Genomic DNA, 16,200 nt, shown 5'->3' on the forward strand with positions numbered 1-16,200 from the left:
ACGATGAACATAGGTATCTTAGAACGAATAAAGTAGTTATCTTGCTAAAAAACAAGTCCAAACCATTATATAAGAAATTTTAACATTTATGCAAAATTTCAAAGGTACCTGGCCGCTTTTTGGCGTTCTATTTCTGGCGCTTACTTCGTGCTGCACCAAAAAAAATTGCCTGAGTTGGGAAAATCTCGTCGCCATCCAGTTCGAGGGTTTCAGCCCGCAGGAGATCGACACCATTCAGTTCCGGGCCTTCGAGCCCGGTACCAGCACCCTCGTTTCCAGCTACACCTACCTCGACCGGGCCCAGCGGGCCAGTACCTCCAGCCAGCTCGTACTCCTGGGAGAGGCCCCACTCCCCAGCCGTTATGACTACGAAGTAACGCTGGCCGGCAGTACCTACCGCCTCGGGGCTATCGAAACGACCCGACAACTCTGCAACGACTGCGGGCTCTTCAGCGCCGATCCGTACCAGGCCCTCCAACGCTACGAGCTCGACGGCACCCCAAAAACGGGCAGCCAGGTACATATTATCCGGTAGTGGAGCTACAAGTACCCTACACCGTAGGCGGCATTTGGCGGAGCTTGTGCGTAATCTCCATGATTTCGTACGCGCCCTCGGCCCAAAACAAATCCTGCACGCGGGCCAGATACTGGTCGCCGTTCTGAAGTACCAGGGCACTCACTTCCTGACGGCGGCGCGTCAGCTCCTCCACCAGCGCCTGGGTATCGTTGGCCGGAGCGGCCGCCGACCCGTCGCTCTCGATCAGGGCGTTGAGGCCCGCCAGCGCCTCCTGCAAGTACCCCCGCAGGCGGTCGTCGGACCAGCGGTAGTGGGGGTACCTTTTCAGGAACAAACCCAAATTAATGATCAGCGAGAGCTGGGTGTAGAGCAGCAGCGTCACCCGCTGTAGGGTACTTAGGCGCTCGGTCTGGGTGGGCGTTTCGGCCAGGGCCAGCCGGTAGGAGCTCGTGAGTTCGTCCATTTTCAGGAAGGCCTCTTTTCGGTACATTTTGTAGCGGGCGGGGTCGCGCGGGTCGGCGTCGAGCTGCTCCAGCAGGTTGCGCAGCAGGTCGCGGTTGGCCCGCAGGGTACTGGGTACGAGCGTGGGTAGTTTTTGGACTTCCCAATACGGAAACACGAACCGCATGGCCAGCCAGCACAGCGCCGCCGCCAGCAGCGTATCCAGCAGCCGGTACACGGCCGTATCCATAAAGGCCCGGTGCAGGTAGCTGTAAAAGAAAAGAATGAAGAGCGTAAAGAAGAAGCTCGTGACCGCATACTGCCGCTTGATGAACGAAAAAGCAAAAAATTGCGAACCCAGAAAAATAGCCATACTCACCGCAGGGCCGGGTCGGAAAAGGTAGAAAAGTACCAGCCCCGCCAGCACGCCCAGCACCGTACCGTACACACGTTGCGCCAGGCGCTCTTTGGATAAATTAAAACCCGGCTTCAGGATCACCAGCACGGTGAGGAGCGCCCAGCTGGGCTGGCTGAAGTGCAGCCAGGTAGCCAGGTAGTAGGCCGCTAACGCCGTGAGCGCCATGCGCAGCGCGTACCGAAAAAAGCCCGATCGAAACGTAAAATGGCTGCGCAGATGACTCCACTCGATGGTTTCGTGGAGGGCAAACTGCCGGAGCTGCTCCCGGCCCAGGTCCATCCGTACGTTGCGCCGGGCCAGGATGTCGTGCAGGGCGGTGAGCGTCAGCAGTTGCTGTTCGGTGTACTTTTGCACCCGCCGGAGCGTCCGGTATACTTCCGATGACCGCGTCTCGGCCTCACTCGCCGTGTGTACCCTCAGCTCATTGAGGTACTCGGTGAGCTCCCGCAAGGTACCTTCGGCCCCGGAGGCTTCGGCCAGGGGCAAAGTACCTTGCTGACCCAAAGCCGCTTCCAGCTGGTGGAGCTGCGTCACGATGTACTCATTCAGCGCGCGCAGCAGCGGTACGGCCTCGACCTTCTCAGGGCGGTCGGTCAGGCGCTGGATCGACCAGGCCGAGGCCGTCGCGAGCTCGAAGAGGTCTACCAGGTGCGCCAGAAAGTAGGTAGCCCGGCCCATGAAGGTGTCGGGATTGGTGAGGTTGATCGGCTCGCGCAGCAGTACCTCCCGGATCTGCTGATGGGCTTCGGTGACCGCACTCTGCCGCTCCGACAGCGCCAAAAGTACCTCCGGGCGCGCGGTGTCCGCCTCCAGCAGCGCGGCCTGCTGGGCAAAGTAGCTGGCCGTGAGCCGGAGGCAGCTCTGTAGGCGTCGGCGGAGCTGCCGGGGGCGTTGTAGCGGGTGCAGCAGCAACGCGTACAAAATGTACCAGCCCGAGCCCAGCAGCAAGTACCCCGTTTTTTGCAGTGCCGAGGCCAGCGTAGGAATGGTGGCCGCCATGCTCAGGCCTATCATTACGGCCAGGTTGAGCAGTAGCGTCACAAGCGTAAAGTTAGGACTGAACGGCGACAGGAAATTGAGCCCAAACAAGATCCCGAACAAAAGTACCCCCGTAGCCACCGGTGAGGCTTTCACCTGCGTGAATACGAAGAAGATCAGCGCGGAAAGTACCCCCGAAAGTACCATAAAACCCAGCTTCTTGGGCAGTGCCAGCGGCACGTCAATGCCAAAGACAAACGTAGCACCCAGCAGCATGAAGGTACCCAGCTCGGCGTAACCCAGCCAGGTACTTACCAGCAGGGGCAGCGACGCCCCCACCAAAAATCGCAGGGCCGACTCGGTATCTTCGGAGCGGATATACGCTTGGAGGTTCATAGGCGCGCTGAGGTACTTTGCTTTACTTGATCCATCACTTCCGTAACTAATCCCTTTTCCCGAACTTAGGACTTCCGAAGTACCTTGTTTGTTCAGATCGGCATTCTTTTCCAAGTGGGTACTTTCACCACAAGTAGCTATTATTTGATATTTTTTAATATAATTGCCTACTAATTTTAATTTTTTTAAAAATACAAAATAACTCTTGCCCCAAAGTACCCCCCTGCCCTATGAAAAAAGCATTTTTTGTTCTTTGTATAATGGTTTGGGCGGGAAGTACCCGCGCCCAGCAGCACGCCGAGCAGGATCACTCCAAGTACGTACCGCCGACCGACGAAAAAGTGAAGGCGAAGCTGGCCCAGTGGCAGGACGTAAAATTCGGCCTGCTGATGCACTGGGGTACTTATAGCCAGTGGGGCATCGTGGAGTCGTGGTCGCTCTGCCCCGAGGACGAGGGCTGGTGCGAGCGCCGCGGCCCGCACGCGCACAATTGGTACGAATACAAAAAAGCCTACGAAGGTCTGCAAAGTACCTTCAACCCCACCCGCTTCAACCCCGAAAAATGGGCGCAGGCGGCCAAAGGCGCGGGCATGAAGTACGTGGTATTTACCACCAAGCACCACGACGGCTTCTGCATGTTCGACACCCAACAAACCGACTACAAAATCACGGGTGCGAAGTCGCCCTTTGCCGCTAACCCGCGCAGCAACGTGACGAAGGAAATCCTGGCGGCTTTTCGGCAACAAGACTTCATGACGGGTACCTACTTCTCCAAGCCCGACTGGAACGTGGAGTCGTACTGGTGGCCGTACTTTCCGCCCAAAGACCGCAACTCGTCCTACGACCCCAAAAAGTACCCCGAGCTCTGGAAGAAGTTTCAGGATTTTACCTACAACCAGATCCAGGAGCTCATGACGGGCTACGGCTCGGTGGATATTTTGTGGCTCGACGGCGGCTGGGTGCGCCCCTACAACACCATCGACACCACCATCAGTTGGCAAAAAACCATCCCCTACGAGCAGGACATCGACATGGCGCGCATCGCCAAGATGGCCCGCACCCACCAGCCCGGCCTGCTGGTAGTAGACCGCACCGTGACCGGCGAGTTTGAGAACTACGTGACGCCCGAGCAGCAGATCCCGGACCATTACCTGCCTATCCCGTGGGAGTCGTGCATGACGATGGGTAGTTCGTGGTCGTACGTACCGAAAGAGAATTTCAAAACCAGCCGCCAGCTCGTACATACGCTCGTGGACATCGTGGCCAAGGGTGGCAATTTGCTACTCAACATCGCCCCCGGACCCGACGGCGAATGGCACGACGAAGCCTACCAGCGCCTCCAGGAGATAGGTACCTGGATGGACCTCAACGGCGAGTCCATCTACGAAACGCGGCCGCTGGCTCCCTATCGCCAGGGCAAGTGGGCCTACACCCAAAAAGGCCCGACGCGCTACGCTACCTACCTGGCCGAAGTGGGCGAAGCGCTGCCCGCCCGCCTCCAGCCCGAGGGCCTGCCCCTGCCCGCCAACGCCAAAGTGAAGCTGCTGGGCCACGACAAGTACCTCAAAGTGACCAAAGGGATCATCGAAGTACCCGCCCGGACCATCCAGGCCCTGGACCAGCGAGCCGCCTACGTATTCCGGATCGAGCCGTAGGATTTTTGGGTACTTAGTAGAAATTGCGTCCCGAATGTCTTTATATTTACCTGACCCCAAGGTGACGCCTGACTAATTGATTATGAAAAGAGCTTTTCTCGTATTGCTGCTGGCTTCCCACAGCCTGCTGGCCCAAGTACCCCCCAAGCCCTACGGCGCCGTGCCGTCCGAGCGGCAACTGGCCTGGCACGATGTCGAATCGTACGGGCTTATTCATTTCACGCCTACTACCTTTGAGAACAAAGAATGGGGCTACGGCGACGCTGACCCCAAGACGTTTAACCCCACCAACTTCAGCGCCGATCAGATCGTGCTGGCGGCCAAAGCCGGGGGGTTGCGGGGCATTGTGCTGGTAGCCAAGCACCACGACGGCTTCTGCCTGTGGCCCACCAAAACCACCGACTACAATATTTCCAAGAGTCCTTTCCGCGAGGGCAAAGGCGACCTGGTGCGCGAGGTAGAACAGGCGGCCCGCAAGCACGGCCTGAAGTTTGGCGTGTACTGCTCGCCCTGGGACCGCAACAACGCCGCCTACGGCACGCCCAAGTACCTGGAGATCTACCGCGAGCAGCTGCGTGAGCTCTACACCGACTACGGCGACCTCTTTATGTCCTGGCACGACGGTGCCAACGGCGGCGACGGCTACTACGGCGGAGCCAACGAAAAACGCTCCATCGACAACACTACCTACTACGACTGGACCAACACCTGGAACGACCTCACGCGTAAGCTCCAGCCGGGTGCCAATATTTTCAGTGACATTGGCTGGGATGTGCGCTGGGTAGGGAACGAAAAAGGCATTGCGAGCGAAACCCACTGGGCTACCTTCACGCCCAAACCGCCGCAGGGCAAAAGCGTGGCCGTACCCGGCCAGGCCAACTACCCCGAGAGCCCCGTGGGCCACCGCGACGGGGAGTTCTGGATGCCCGCCGAGTGCGACGTGCCGCTGCGCAAAGGCTGGTTTTACCACGCCAACGAAAAGCCCAGGTCGCCCCAGGAGCTCTTTGACCTGTACCTGCAAAGCGTAGGGCGCGGCGCGGGACTGGACCTGGGCCTGGCCCCCGACACGCGCGGCCTGCTGCACGAAGACGACGTGGCTTCGCTCGAAGCATTTGGTGATATGTTGCAGAAAACTTTTGCCGTCAACCTGGTGCAGAACGCCAGCATTCGGGCGTCTAACGTGCGGGGCTACAACTCCATCTACGGCACCAAAAACCTGGTAGACCGCAAACGCACCACCTACTGGGCCACCGACGACGACTTCAAAACGCCCGAGCTCATCATTGACATGAACCAGCCCAAAACTTTTGACCTCATCGACCTCCGCGAATTCATCAAGCTCGGCCAGCGCATCGAGGGCTTTGCCCTAGATAAGGAGGAAAATGGCCAGTGGAAGGAAATCCATAAAGGTACCAGCGTGGGAGCCCGCCGCCTCGTGCGGCTCAGCGCCCCCGTCACCGCCCAGCGCGTACGACTTCGCATCACCAAGTCGCCGGTGGGGATGGCCATGAGTGAGCTCGGGTTTTACAAAATAGCCGAGTAGTACTTTTTCTTTTTTTGTCAAAAAACCAATTCAGACCGCAACCCTTATTTTAGCCTCATGCACCGCCGCTTTCCTTCTTTTCTTGTAAGCCTCAGTAGTTTTTTTGTTGTGTTCACGGTTCTTTTTTCGTGCAAAACCGAGCCCCCCGCCCGGCTCGATGCGCAGAGCCTGATTCCGCTGCCGGTATCGGTTACGGCCACGGACAGTACCTTTGAACTCACCAAGAATACGGCCATCTACGTACCGGAAGGAAACGAGGAAGTAAAGAAAATAGGGCAGTACCTTGTGGATCTGCTGAAGGTACCTACCGGCTTGGAGCCCGAATTAAAAAGTACCTCCCAGGTACCTTCGGGGCACATTGCCCTCACGCTCACCCCCGGCGACGCCGAGCTGGGTGAAGAGGGCTACGCGCTCAGCATCACGGCCCAGGGTATTCAATTGGCGGCGGCCAAGCCCGCGGGGCTGTTTCGGGGCATCCAGACGCTCCGGCAGGCACTGCCCGCCCGCGCCGAGGCCGATCACCTCCAGAAAGGCCCCTGGCTGGTACCTACGGGTACCATTCGCGACTACCCTACCTACGCCTACCGCGGGGCCATGCTCGACGTAGCCCGGCATTTCTTTGGCGTCGACGACGTGAAGCGCTACATCGACCTCATTGCGGCCTACAAAATGAACGCCCTGCACCTGCACCTCTCCGACGACCAGGGCTGGCGCATCGAGATCAAGTCCTGGCCCAACCTCACGGCCCACGGCAGCAAGTCGGCTGTGGGTGGCGCGGAAGGGGGCTTCTATACCCAGGAGCAGTACGCCGACCTGGTGCGCTACGCCCAGGACCGCTACATCATCATTGTGCCGGAGATCGACATGCCCGGCCACACCAACGCCGCCCTGGCCTCCTACCCCGAGCTCAACTGCGACGGCAAGGCGCGGGAGCTCTACACGGGCATTGAGGTAGGGTTTAGTACGCTGTGTACCGGCAAGGAAATCACCTATAAATTTGTGGATGACGTGGTGCGGGAGCTGGCCGCACTCACGCCGGGGCCGTACATTCACCTGGGCGGGGACGAGTCGCACGTGACCAAAATGGAGGACTACATTCCGTTTGTGAACCGTGTACAGGACATCGTGCAGGCGCACGGCAAGCAGCTGATCGGCTGGGACGAAGTGACCAACGCCAGCCTCAAACCGACCTCGGTAGCGCAGTTTTGGGCCAAAGCCGAGTACGCCAAGTCCGCCGCCGACCGCAACGTGAAGCTCATCGTGTCGCCCGCCAAAAAGGCCTACCTCGACATGCAGTACGACTCCACCACGCAGTACGGCCTGCACTGGGCGGCCTACATTGAGGTAGACAGTGCCTACAGCTGGGACCCCGCCACCATGGTACCCGGCGTGACCAAAGACCACATCCTGGGCATCGAAGCGCCCCTCTGGACCGAGACCCTCGCCAAGATCGACGAGGTGGAGTACATGGCTTTTCCCCGCCTGCTCGGTTTGGCCGAAATCGGCTGGACGCCCGCCTCGGCCCGTAGCTGGGACGAATACAAAGTACGCCTCGGCAACCACTACAGCCGTCTGAAAGCCAAGCGCATTAACTTTTACCAATCGGAGCGGGTACCCTGGGCAAAGGGCGAGTAGTAAGTACCTCCTACACGATCTCAATCAGTACCTCGTCGTTGTCGGGGTAGGCGGTGCAGGTCAGTACCCAGCCCTGGGCCAGGTCGCGGTCGGTCAGGACGTCGTTGATGCTCATGTGCAAAGTACCCTCCCGGCACAAGCCCGCGCAGGCCGAGCAGCGCCCGCCCTTGCAGCTGTACGGGAGCGGAATGCCCTCCCGCAGCGCCGCCTGCAATATGGTGGTGTAGGCCGGTACCTGCAGCGTATACTCCCGCTGCCGAAACCGCAACCGCACCGGATGCGGCTCCGACTGCACGGGCAGTACCGGTACGGCGTCAATCACGAAGTTTTCTTTCCGGATCTGCTCTTTGGTAAAACCCATAAACCGCAGCGTGATCTCGGCCGTACGCATGAGCTCAAACGGACCACAGATAAAAAAACGCGCCCGCTCCGGGGGGTACCTCAGGTAAGTACCTACCCACTGCTCCAGCCGGTAATTATTCAGCCGTCCGCGCAGGCCCGTCCAGTCGTCGGAGGGCTGGCTCAGCACGTGGACCAGCCGCAGTCGCTCGGGGTACTTTCGCTGCCAGTCGTCGAGTTGTTGGCGGAAGATGATGTCCCGCTCGCGCCGGTTGGCGTACAGCAGCGTGACCTGCGCCTGGGGTACCTGCGTAAGTACCTCTTTGAGGATCGAAAACAGCGGCGTGATGCCACTCCCCGCCCCCACCAGCACCAGGTCGAAGGGCGCGTCGGTGAGGGTACTTTCATCCAGCACGAAGCGGCCCGACGGCGACAGCGCCTTGAGCAAAGTACCCTCCCGCACCGTATTAAGCCAAAAACGCGAAATCTCGCCGTTGACTACGCGCTTCACCGTGATAGCGGGCCGCGCATCCACGCCCGGTGCCGAACTGAGCGAGTACGACCGCCGGATCTCGTGCCCCTGCTGCGGCAGCAGGAACGTCAGGAACTGCCCCGGCTGATACCTGAGCGGCGCGCCGTCCGTTGGCTCCAGCACAAAGGTTCGGGTGTCGTGGGTTTCTGAGATAATCTGTTGGACGCGGAGTGTAAGTTCGTTCATAAGCCTTGACCAAGTACCTTCCAAGTACTTTCTGAACCCAAAAGTACCTTATTTGTTGGTTTTGGGTTCAGAAGAAAAGGTACTTTGGCTTTCAGACTGATCAGTAGGGCGCTGGGTTGTGGGGCTTTGTAGGATTGTGGTGTAAAGGTAGCGGCCAGGAAAGTGAAAAACTTTCATGCTGTTTTATCACCAACGGACGCCCGGTGCACCGACGGTCTGTCGCTATCGAGCGACGCGGTAGCCAACGGACGATAGTAGGCCAAGTGGTGTCTTTGGCTTGAAGCGTATAGTACTTCTTTGCCGAAAGATTTTTACTTACTAAAAGCCACAAAATCATCAGAACCATTTGTAGTCGTTTGTAAACGCTTGCAAATGATTCGTCAATAGCGGGTATAAACGAATCTAGGTTCGTTTATACAAATGTTATAGGGCATAGTATGACGACACAGACGACAGACATAAAACAAGAATTTAAGACTCCTTTGGGAGTTGTTTGTTGCGGACTTATCTGTAACCGACAAGAGAATGTTGTTGAGACAAAGAAATATGAAAACGGCAGTGCAGAAATTCTTAAAACTGAAGGACACAAAATTGAAATTGTTTCTTTTAAAATAAAAGTTCCACTTTATAATGGCGACAACTTGACCGACAGTTTCGGCTGGATTTTTAGGATTGAAAAAACAGCTGACTTAGAAGAAAAAATTCAAACATATTGCCTACTTGACAAAAGTAATGACGAAATATCTTTTGACACAGCAACTGGAGAGCATTTGGACGCAATACAAGCTGACAGTAATGATTGGACTTTGCACATTGGGACAGAAGATGGAGAAATTTTAAATTCAAGAGCCGAAAATGATGATTGGTTTCCGCCAAGACTAAAAAACAAAGTTGACTTCTATCAGTCAATAACAGAAATGAAACAAAACGGATTTGTGACAAAAATTCCCGACTTAAACAAAGGAGAGAAAATTCACATTCAATACTTGACTGCATACGACAAAAAAGACGACCAAAAAGTAAACACTTGGCTTGCGGTGGACGAGTTTAAAAGAAAATTAGAAAACTGGATTGGAATATGGTGACAAGAACTACACCCAATAACAGCACCTACCCAAAAGGCGGGGTTTCGTGTTCCAAAGACAGTTTTGTGGCTAATCAAACATTAGTTTTTCAAATCAAGTTTTGTGGTAAAAGTCCCGCCCTTCGGGTAGCTGCAAAACGTTAGCACCAATTTTAGAGCAACAGAATAATGAATAAAATTTTATTAATATCGATTTTTCTATTTTTATTAACTTCTTGTGATAACCAAGTTGAGAAATACGAATATTATAAATTTAGAAAACAGATAACACCTAGCGGAAAATATGTGATTTACGACTATGCAAGATATGGTTCAATGGCATTTAGTTCCGACATCTCATCGACTGAATTATTTTCAATTGACAAAAATTTTGAAGAAGGAAAAGGTGTAAAAATTCAAGGTGCAATAAGTCATTGGATTGACAATGATACTTTGTTAGTTTATGATTTTAAGTCAGAACTTAATCAACCAAAAGACACACTTCCAATTAAAACAACATACTCAAAAATTGGAGATTTTACTTTAAAAAGTATAAACTACAAAACAAATTCTGGAGGCACAAACAGATATACATTTGACTCGGCTTGGACAAGCAACGACAAAATATATGTCCGTTTTAATTATAGTGAAAAAAGGAAAAATACTAGAAGTTTTCCACTTGGCTCAGTTTCAATAAAGGCTAAAAATGATTCAATAGAGTTTATCGAAATTTTTGGTGAACTATCAAAACATATGCACTTTACCTATAAAAATACAGATGGAACATTTTCAAAAAACTTGCCAGGTATAGGAACTACATACTATGAATATACACCTACCAAAAAAATATCGCCTAAAAATTTGAGTAAAAAGAAAATATTTTGGGAAGAATAAAAACTGGTGCTAACAGCCGTTTTGCAAAAGCGGGGGTTTCGTGCTTCTATGACAGTGAAGTGCTAAATTCAAGCTTTGTGCATCTAATGAAGTTTAGTGCTAAAAATCCCCGCCTTCGCAAAGCGGCAAAACGTTGTTTGCAATTAGACCACACCTTATTAATGTCAGAAGCGACGAACTATATCCCGAAAACAGAACTTGAATTGGAAGCATGGATGAAAGCCAATTGCTTCAATTTTCAATCATACTCAATAAATGGTAATGCCATTTTTGAAGGATATGGCATTGACAGATTTGGAAGCTTATTTATCTGGTATTACACTGAACGTGGCGAAAGAAATACATTAAAATATTTTCAGACTGAAGAGGAAATTGTAGAATATGTGTTCACGGAACTCCAAAACGATAAGTGGGCAAAAGCACATTGCATCGGATTCACAACAAACAAGAATGAGGCAGTTGAGCTGAGTGAAAAACTTAATTCATTAACTATCGATTTTTTTCAAGATGAAATTCCCTACTATGGATTGAACAATCCAGTATTTAGAACCTTTGTCTTGGGCTGTGATTGGAAACGGGTTAATGATTTGAAGCAGAAATATTATAAAGCACCTTCATAACAACTGCCTACAACATTGGTTTTGCAATATGGTGGCTGACGAATAAGTGCTGAACGATTGTACTACTATTGAACTTTAGTAATAAATTTGAACTGACGGAACACAAAATGCCACCACATCGCAAACCTGTTAATCGTTATATGGCAAGCCGCAGGACACCTAACCAAAATATTTCGACAATTTAAATAACATGTCAAAAAAAATCCGAGGGCTAAAACGCAGACAACACGATATTGATCGTTGGGTAGAGTTTAACAAATCAGTCGATTTAGATAGACTAAAAAAGAATAGATATCAATACGTAAAACCGAAAGTCGGACCTTGGGCAAATCTTTACAATGACAAACCATATCCAAAAAACTACAGGAGGCAATTACTAACCCACCTCATTGACTTTTATTTCAACTGGAAACAAGTACTAGATCGAGAGTTTGAAATTTATTATCTCAAATTATGGATTCAGTATCCAAGATTCATTGACTCACAGTTAATTGTTGCAATAGAGGACAAGATAAGCCACTATGAAAATTTTGAACAGATTAAAGTTGATAATCGAGAGTTCCCATTGAAGGAATTTCAGACCGAGAAAGAAAGAATTTTGCAGTTTGACTGGCATGTTTACAGTGACATTGACGTCTACTTTGAAATTGAGTTCACTGAGACAAAGGCTAAGGACTATTATTCCCTCGCTGGCTATAATGCAGAACAAAGACTATATAGAAGACTCTTAAGCGACAATGTGCCAAGCAGGACTATAACGGACAATGAAGGCAATTCACAACGACTATTTTACGAACATAAAGGACATCGTTGGATTGGAGAATTAAAACAAAGGTGATAAGGGAAGCGGCCAGCCCACAACAAAAGATATAAGTAATTTGCCTTTTTTATTCTATTTTTAAACTAAGGTAAAGGCAAACGCCTTATATCAAAACGTTAGCTGCAATGGTAAGGCGACAAAAACAATGACAAACGATTTAACTTTTAAGACCAATTCAATCTTTGAATCAGTAACCTACGAAAAGGACACTGCCAGTTGGCATTTTTATTTTTCGGACAAAATTTACGCCTCTTCTTTCGGTTTCTGGCGACTGCTTAAAGCTAATAAAATTGTTTTTACTTCGTTTGACAATGGGCATCAATTCGGACTTCCTCAACCACTTGACCTCGTAGAAAATATTACGAAACAGCTGACTGCAAAAAAGTTGACCGAAATAAGAGTGAATAAAGACACAGCTGACCTGACGTTAGTAATTTCGGACGACATCAAAATCCAAATCTTTATTGCTTCATCGGGTTATGAGGCATATGACTTTTCCTTTGGAGACAATAGATACATTGGTTTGGGGTCGGGCGACATTGAAATATGTTGAAGTGACAGATAATCTGGCCCTCCTGGCCCTTGTTGGTGTTCTCACCAACAAAGGAGGTAAATGTTAAATGACCACTCCGTAACAATGATAAATGGAGTTGAAAGCAATAAATAGAGCTATAGCGACAATAATTGTTTTGACGAATATTTATTTCGTTCCATTAAATTGTGCCATTAGTAGAGACGCAGGTGGACCAATGGGATATGGACTGTTAATGCTACCAATCCTATTATCGACAAATTTTCTTCTAATAACAGCAGGACTGGCTTTTAGAGATAATTTCAAAAACAGTTTAATTTTATTGGTTATAAACAGTTTAGGACTACTATGGAATTTATTTTGGCTTTGGCTGCTATTGACAATTCCTAAAATGAACTAAATGAAAAGAATACGAGTTTTTTGGCCCTTCCCTGATGTTCTCACCATCAAGCCATTACTTACTTTTGGCCCTTGTTGGTGTTATCACCAACAAGCTTTTTTCCCAACGAAGGTGCACAGAGGCCGTTGGCAACAACACTCACCAAGGAGACAAAAAAGAGTGACCGGGTTATGAAACGCAACGAATCAAATGAATAAAAAGAAAGCCACACCGTCGCCCGTGAACGAAGCGGAGTATGGGGAAATCCTAAGGCAAGCCATAAGCCAGATCCGTACCGCTCGTTTGTCAATGGCTCAACAGGTCAACGCCAGCATTCAGTCTGTCTACTGGAACCTGGGAAAATTGCTGTCCGAAAAACAGTTGGCAGAAGGCTATGGCAGCGGCGTAGTGAAGCAATTGTCAGTAGACCTGAAAAGCGAGTTCCCGGACATGGGTTTATCCCCACGCAACCTGTGGGATATGAAACGATTCTATGAGCGATACTACCAGGCAGATGTAAAACTGCGACAAGCTGTCGCAGTTTTGCCTTGGGGACATAATTTACTATTAATCAATAAGCTAAATAATGAATCAGAGATTGCATTTTACACCAATGAAGTCCTGACAAAAGGTTGGTCCAGAGATTTGTTGCTCAATGCCATTAAAATGGATAGCTACGGCCAGGCACAAAAACAAACCAAAACCCACAATTTTGACCAAACGCTTCCCACGGTACACGCCGATTATGCCAACGAAGTATTTAAAAGTACCTACAACCTGGGCTTTTTGGGTATAACCGAACCCCTCAAAGAGCTGGAGCTGGAAAACCGGCTCATTGCCAAAATCAGATCCTTTATCCTGGAGCTGGGTCGGGGATTTAGCTTTATTGGCAACCAGTACCGGCTGGAGTACAACGGCAAGGAATATTTTGTCGACATGCTTTTCTTCCACCGGGGCCTACGTTCCCTGGTGGCCATTGAATTGAAAATCGGCAGCTTTAAGGCGGAATACGTGGGCAAGATGAATCTCTACCTTTCCCTGCTCGACCGTCTGGAAAAGAGCGCAAACGAAAATCCCTCCATTGGTATCATTCTCTGTGCCGATAAAGACCACCTGGATGTAGAAATAGCCCTGCAAGACATCAACAAGCCCATAGGTGTAGCCGAGTACCAGCTTTTACTGCCCAAAGCAGAGCTGCAAACCTTAGTACTAAATGAATTAAAGGCCACCGATTAAGAAAAGAACGATGAAGCTGATACCTCAATACCCGAATGGCGCTTTCCTGAGTTTTAAAAATGAGCCGTCCTAGCGGTCCGGACGTCGTGGGTTTCTGAGATAAACTGTTAGACGTGAAGTGTGAGTTCGTTCATGAGCCTTAACAAAGTACCCCATTGGTTGGTTTTGCGGGAAGAAAAGGTACTTTGGGCCGAAGATTGGTCAGTAGGGTGCTGGGTTGTGGGGCTTTGTAGGGTTGTGAAATGGTTATGGCTCTGGGTACAGCGATCGGTGCGTATTTTGTATTGCTTCAATATGCTTTTATTGAAATAGTTATATCGAATCGCTACGTGTACAACCTTTGGTAGCTCCATTGCTCTTATTGTGAATAATTTCAATGGTTATTAGCTATGAAGCAAGTTATATAAAAGATTCGTACATTTAGGAATTAGCATCCACCTAAAAAACCCAAAACCATAAATGACATTTTTAGAATTAGCAGAGCAAGTACTGAAAGACGAGCAAAAACCGCTAACAGCAAATGAGATTTGGCAAATTGCCGTAACAAAAGGCTACGACAAGCATCTTAATAGTGAAGGAAAAACTCCCTGGGCGACGCTAGGGGCGCAGATTTATGTGAACGCCAAAGATAATCCTAAGACACCCTTTGCTCAAACGGACACACGACCTAAGAAGTTTTATATCAAGAGCCAAAATATTGACTTGAAACTTGACCCTATCCAGGTTGGCAATTCAACCACGAAAAAGAAAAAATTTGACTATTTAGAAAGAGACCTGCACGCATTTTTGGCTTATTACGCTTATTATCATTTGCGCTGTTACACCAAGACTATAAATCATTCACAATCTACCAAAAAAGAATTTGGTGAATGGGTGCATCCAGACATGGTTGGTTGCTATTACCCCCTTGACGAATGGAAATCCGAAGTTTATGAATTGAGTTCAGCTATCGGAAACGTTTCAATCAAAATATTATCCTTTGAACTAAAACGAGAACTAAACTTTGGAAATTTGCGGGAAAGCTTCTTCCAGACAGTTTCTAATTCTTCCTGGGCAAATGAAAGTTATCTGGTTGCTTCTAAAATTTCTAATGATACGGATTTCATAGATGAACTTACACGGCTTTCCACTTCCTTTGGAATTGGCGTTATTGAATTGAGCATAGAAGATCCACATTCAACAAAAATCTTGTTACCTGCAAAGTATCGGGACACGTTGGACTGGGAGACAATTAACAAACTGACGATGAACAACGATTTCAAAGAGTTCCTGTCACGGGTGAAGATTGATATATCCAGTAAGAAAATACATAAGAAAGAGTACGATACTATTTTGGAAATAGACGAGTTAAAGAAAATTTGTAGCGGTTGACAGAAATATCAGCTACCTATAGAGGTCTCTTGGCATAATAGGGGGAGACTGAACGCAACATCAACAATGTTAGTTCTAATCGGTAGCAGTTACTGTGTAACTAACAAGCCCAAGAAAAATTTATCGTCAACTACAAACCATTTTTTGGCTTCGGATGGTGGCTGGACGTTCAATGAATACCTGGCCAGTCACTAAGCTTTGTCCGTTACAATCAATTTTAAAATGACAGAAAGACCAAATATATTAGTCGTGTGTGGGCGAAATAAAAAGCGAAGCAGGACTGCGGAGCACATTTTCAAAAACGACGACCGTTTTAGTATTCGTTCGGCTGGATTGAGTCCAAAAAGTAACCGGAAAATTTCGGAAAATGATTTGAACTGGGCTGACTTAGTATTTGTAATGGAATCAGGGCAACGGGCAAAAATCCGGGACCTATACAGACACGTAGCATTGCCGACCATTGAAGTGCTGAACATCCCAGACGAGTATGAATTCATGAATGAAGAACTTATTGAGCTACTAACAGATCGAATGAACGATACTTTGAAAATGGTTTACGAAATCTGATTTCATCCAATAATAAGCCACAAAATCTTTACCCCTTCCTAGTACTCTTACCAACAAGCTTTCCGGTGAAGGCACATC

The 16,200-nt window shown here is 49.7% G+C and carries 15 protein-coding genes; 12 read left to right on the forward strand and 3 right to left on the reverse strand.

Going from position 1 to position 16,200, the window contains the following annotated elements:
• Positions 1-88: 88 nt before the first annotated feature.
• A complete protein-coding gene (locus HNQ92_RS16620; protein ID WP_184175222.1) occupies positions 89-535 on the forward strand; it encodes a hypothetical protein in 447 nt (148 codons plus the stop codon).
• 16 nt (positions 536-551) lie between these two features.
• On the opposite strand, the gene HNQ92_RS16625 is transcribed toward HNQ92_RS16620, so the two are convergent.
• Entirely contained in the window at positions 552-2,750 is a 2,199-nt protein-coding gene (locus HNQ92_RS16625) for an FUSC family protein (protein WP_184175224.1), read from the reverse strand.
• Positions 2,751-2,980: 230 nt separating this feature from the next.
• On the opposite strand from HNQ92_RS16625, the gene HNQ92_RS16630 reads away from it, so the two are divergent.
• The 3 genes from HNQ92_RS16630 (at position 2,981) to HNQ92_RS16640 (ending at position 7,583) form a co-directional block, all read left to right on the forward strand.
• Positions 2,981-4,405, forward strand: a complete 1,425-nt coding sequence (locus HNQ92_RS16630; RefSeq protein WP_184175226.1) for an alpha-L-fucosidase — start codon at positions 2,981-2,983, stop codon at positions 4,403-4,405.
• A gap of 82 nt (positions 4,406-4,487) precedes the next feature.
• Positions 4,488-5,948: an alpha-L-fucosidase gene (locus HNQ92_RS16635; RefSeq protein ID WP_184175228.1), complete on the forward strand. Its 1,461-nt coding sequence runs from the start codon at positions 4,488-4,490 to the stop codon at positions 5,946-5,948.
• A gap of 57 nt (positions 5,949-6,005) precedes the next feature.
• Positions 6,006-7,583, forward strand: a complete 1,578-nt coding sequence (locus HNQ92_RS16640; protein ID WP_184175230.1) for a beta-N-acetylhexosaminidase — start codon at positions 6,006-6,008, stop codon at positions 7,581-7,583.
• Between the two features lie 10 nt (positions 7,584-7,593).
• On the opposite strand, the gene HNQ92_RS16645 is transcribed toward HNQ92_RS16640, so the two are convergent.
• A complete protein-coding gene (locus HNQ92_RS16645) occupies positions 7,594-8,640 on the reverse strand; it encodes a ferredoxin--NADP reductase (RefSeq protein ID WP_184175232.1) in 1,047 nt (348 codons plus the stop codon).
• Between the two features lie 437 nt (positions 8,641-9,077).
• On the opposite strand from HNQ92_RS16645, the gene HNQ92_RS16650 reads away from it, so the two are divergent.
• The 6 genes from HNQ92_RS16650 to HNQ92_RS16675 all read left to right on the forward strand — a co-directional run bounded on the left by HNQ92_RS16650 (position 9,078) and on the right by HNQ92_RS16675 (position 14,184).
• Positions 9,078-9,725 (forward strand): hypothetical protein, encoded by a 648-nt coding sequence (locus HNQ92_RS16650; RefSeq protein WP_184175234.1) that lies wholly within the window; start codon positions 9,078-9,080, stop codon positions 9,723-9,725.
• A 167-nt stretch (positions 9,726-9,892) separates the two neighbouring features.
• Positions 9,893-10,597: a hypothetical protein gene (locus HNQ92_RS16655; protein ID WP_184175236.1), complete on the forward strand. Its 705-nt coding sequence runs from the start codon at positions 9,893-9,895 to the stop codon at positions 10,595-10,597.
• The gene (locus tag HNQ92_RS16660) at positions 10,585-11,217 is read left to right on the forward strand and encodes a hypothetical protein (RefSeq protein WP_184175822.1); all 633 of its coding nucleotides are present in this window, start codon (positions 10,585-10,587) and stop codon (positions 11,215-11,217) included. The genes HNQ92_RS16655 and HNQ92_RS16660 overlap by 13 nt, the downstream gene beginning before the upstream one ends.
• A gap of 190 nt (positions 11,218-11,407) precedes the next feature.
• Positions 11,408-12,055: a hypothetical protein gene (locus tag HNQ92_RS16665; protein WP_184175238.1), complete on the forward strand. Its 648-nt coding sequence runs from the start codon at positions 11,408-11,410 to the stop codon at positions 12,053-12,055.
• Between the two features lie 127 nt (positions 12,056-12,182).
• Complete coding sequence (locus HNQ92_RS16670) at positions 12,183-12,590, forward strand: hypothetical protein (protein WP_184175240.1); 408 nt, start codon at positions 12,183-12,185, stop codon at positions 12,588-12,590.
• 568 nt (positions 12,591-13,158) lie between these two features.
• Complete coding sequence (locus HNQ92_RS16675; protein WP_184175242.1) at positions 13,159-14,184, forward strand: PDDEXK nuclease domain-containing protein; 1,026 nt, start codon at positions 13,159-13,161, stop codon at positions 14,182-14,184.
• Between the two features lie 107 nt (positions 14,185-14,291).
• Here the strand turns inward: HNQ92_RS16675 and HNQ92_RS16680 are convergent, their stop codons facing one another.
• Positions 14,292-14,477: a hypothetical protein gene (locus HNQ92_RS16680; protein ID WP_184175244.1), complete on the reverse strand. Its 186-nt coding sequence runs from the start codon at positions 14,475-14,477 to the stop codon at positions 14,292-14,294.
• A gap of 166 nt (positions 14,478-14,643) precedes the next feature.
• On the opposite strand from HNQ92_RS16680, the gene HNQ92_RS16685 reads away from it, so the two are divergent.
• Entirely contained in the window at positions 14,644-15,555 is a 912-nt protein-coding gene (locus HNQ92_RS16685; RefSeq protein ID WP_184175246.1) for a COG2958 family protein, read from the forward strand.
• A 222-nt stretch (positions 15,556-15,777) separates the two neighbouring features.
• The gene (locus HNQ92_RS16690; protein ID WP_184175248.1) at positions 15,778-16,122 is read left to right on the forward strand and encodes a low molecular weight protein tyrosine phosphatase family protein; all 345 of its coding nucleotides are present in this window, start codon (positions 15,778-15,780) and stop codon (positions 16,120-16,122) included.
• The last annotated feature ends 78 nt before the right edge of the window (positions 16,123-16,200 follow it).

Source organism: Rhabdobacter roseus (assembly GCF_014202275.1).
Taxonomy (GTDB): Bacteria; Bacteroidota; Bacteroidia; order Cytophagales; family Spirosomataceae; genus Rhabdobacter; species Rhabdobacter roseus.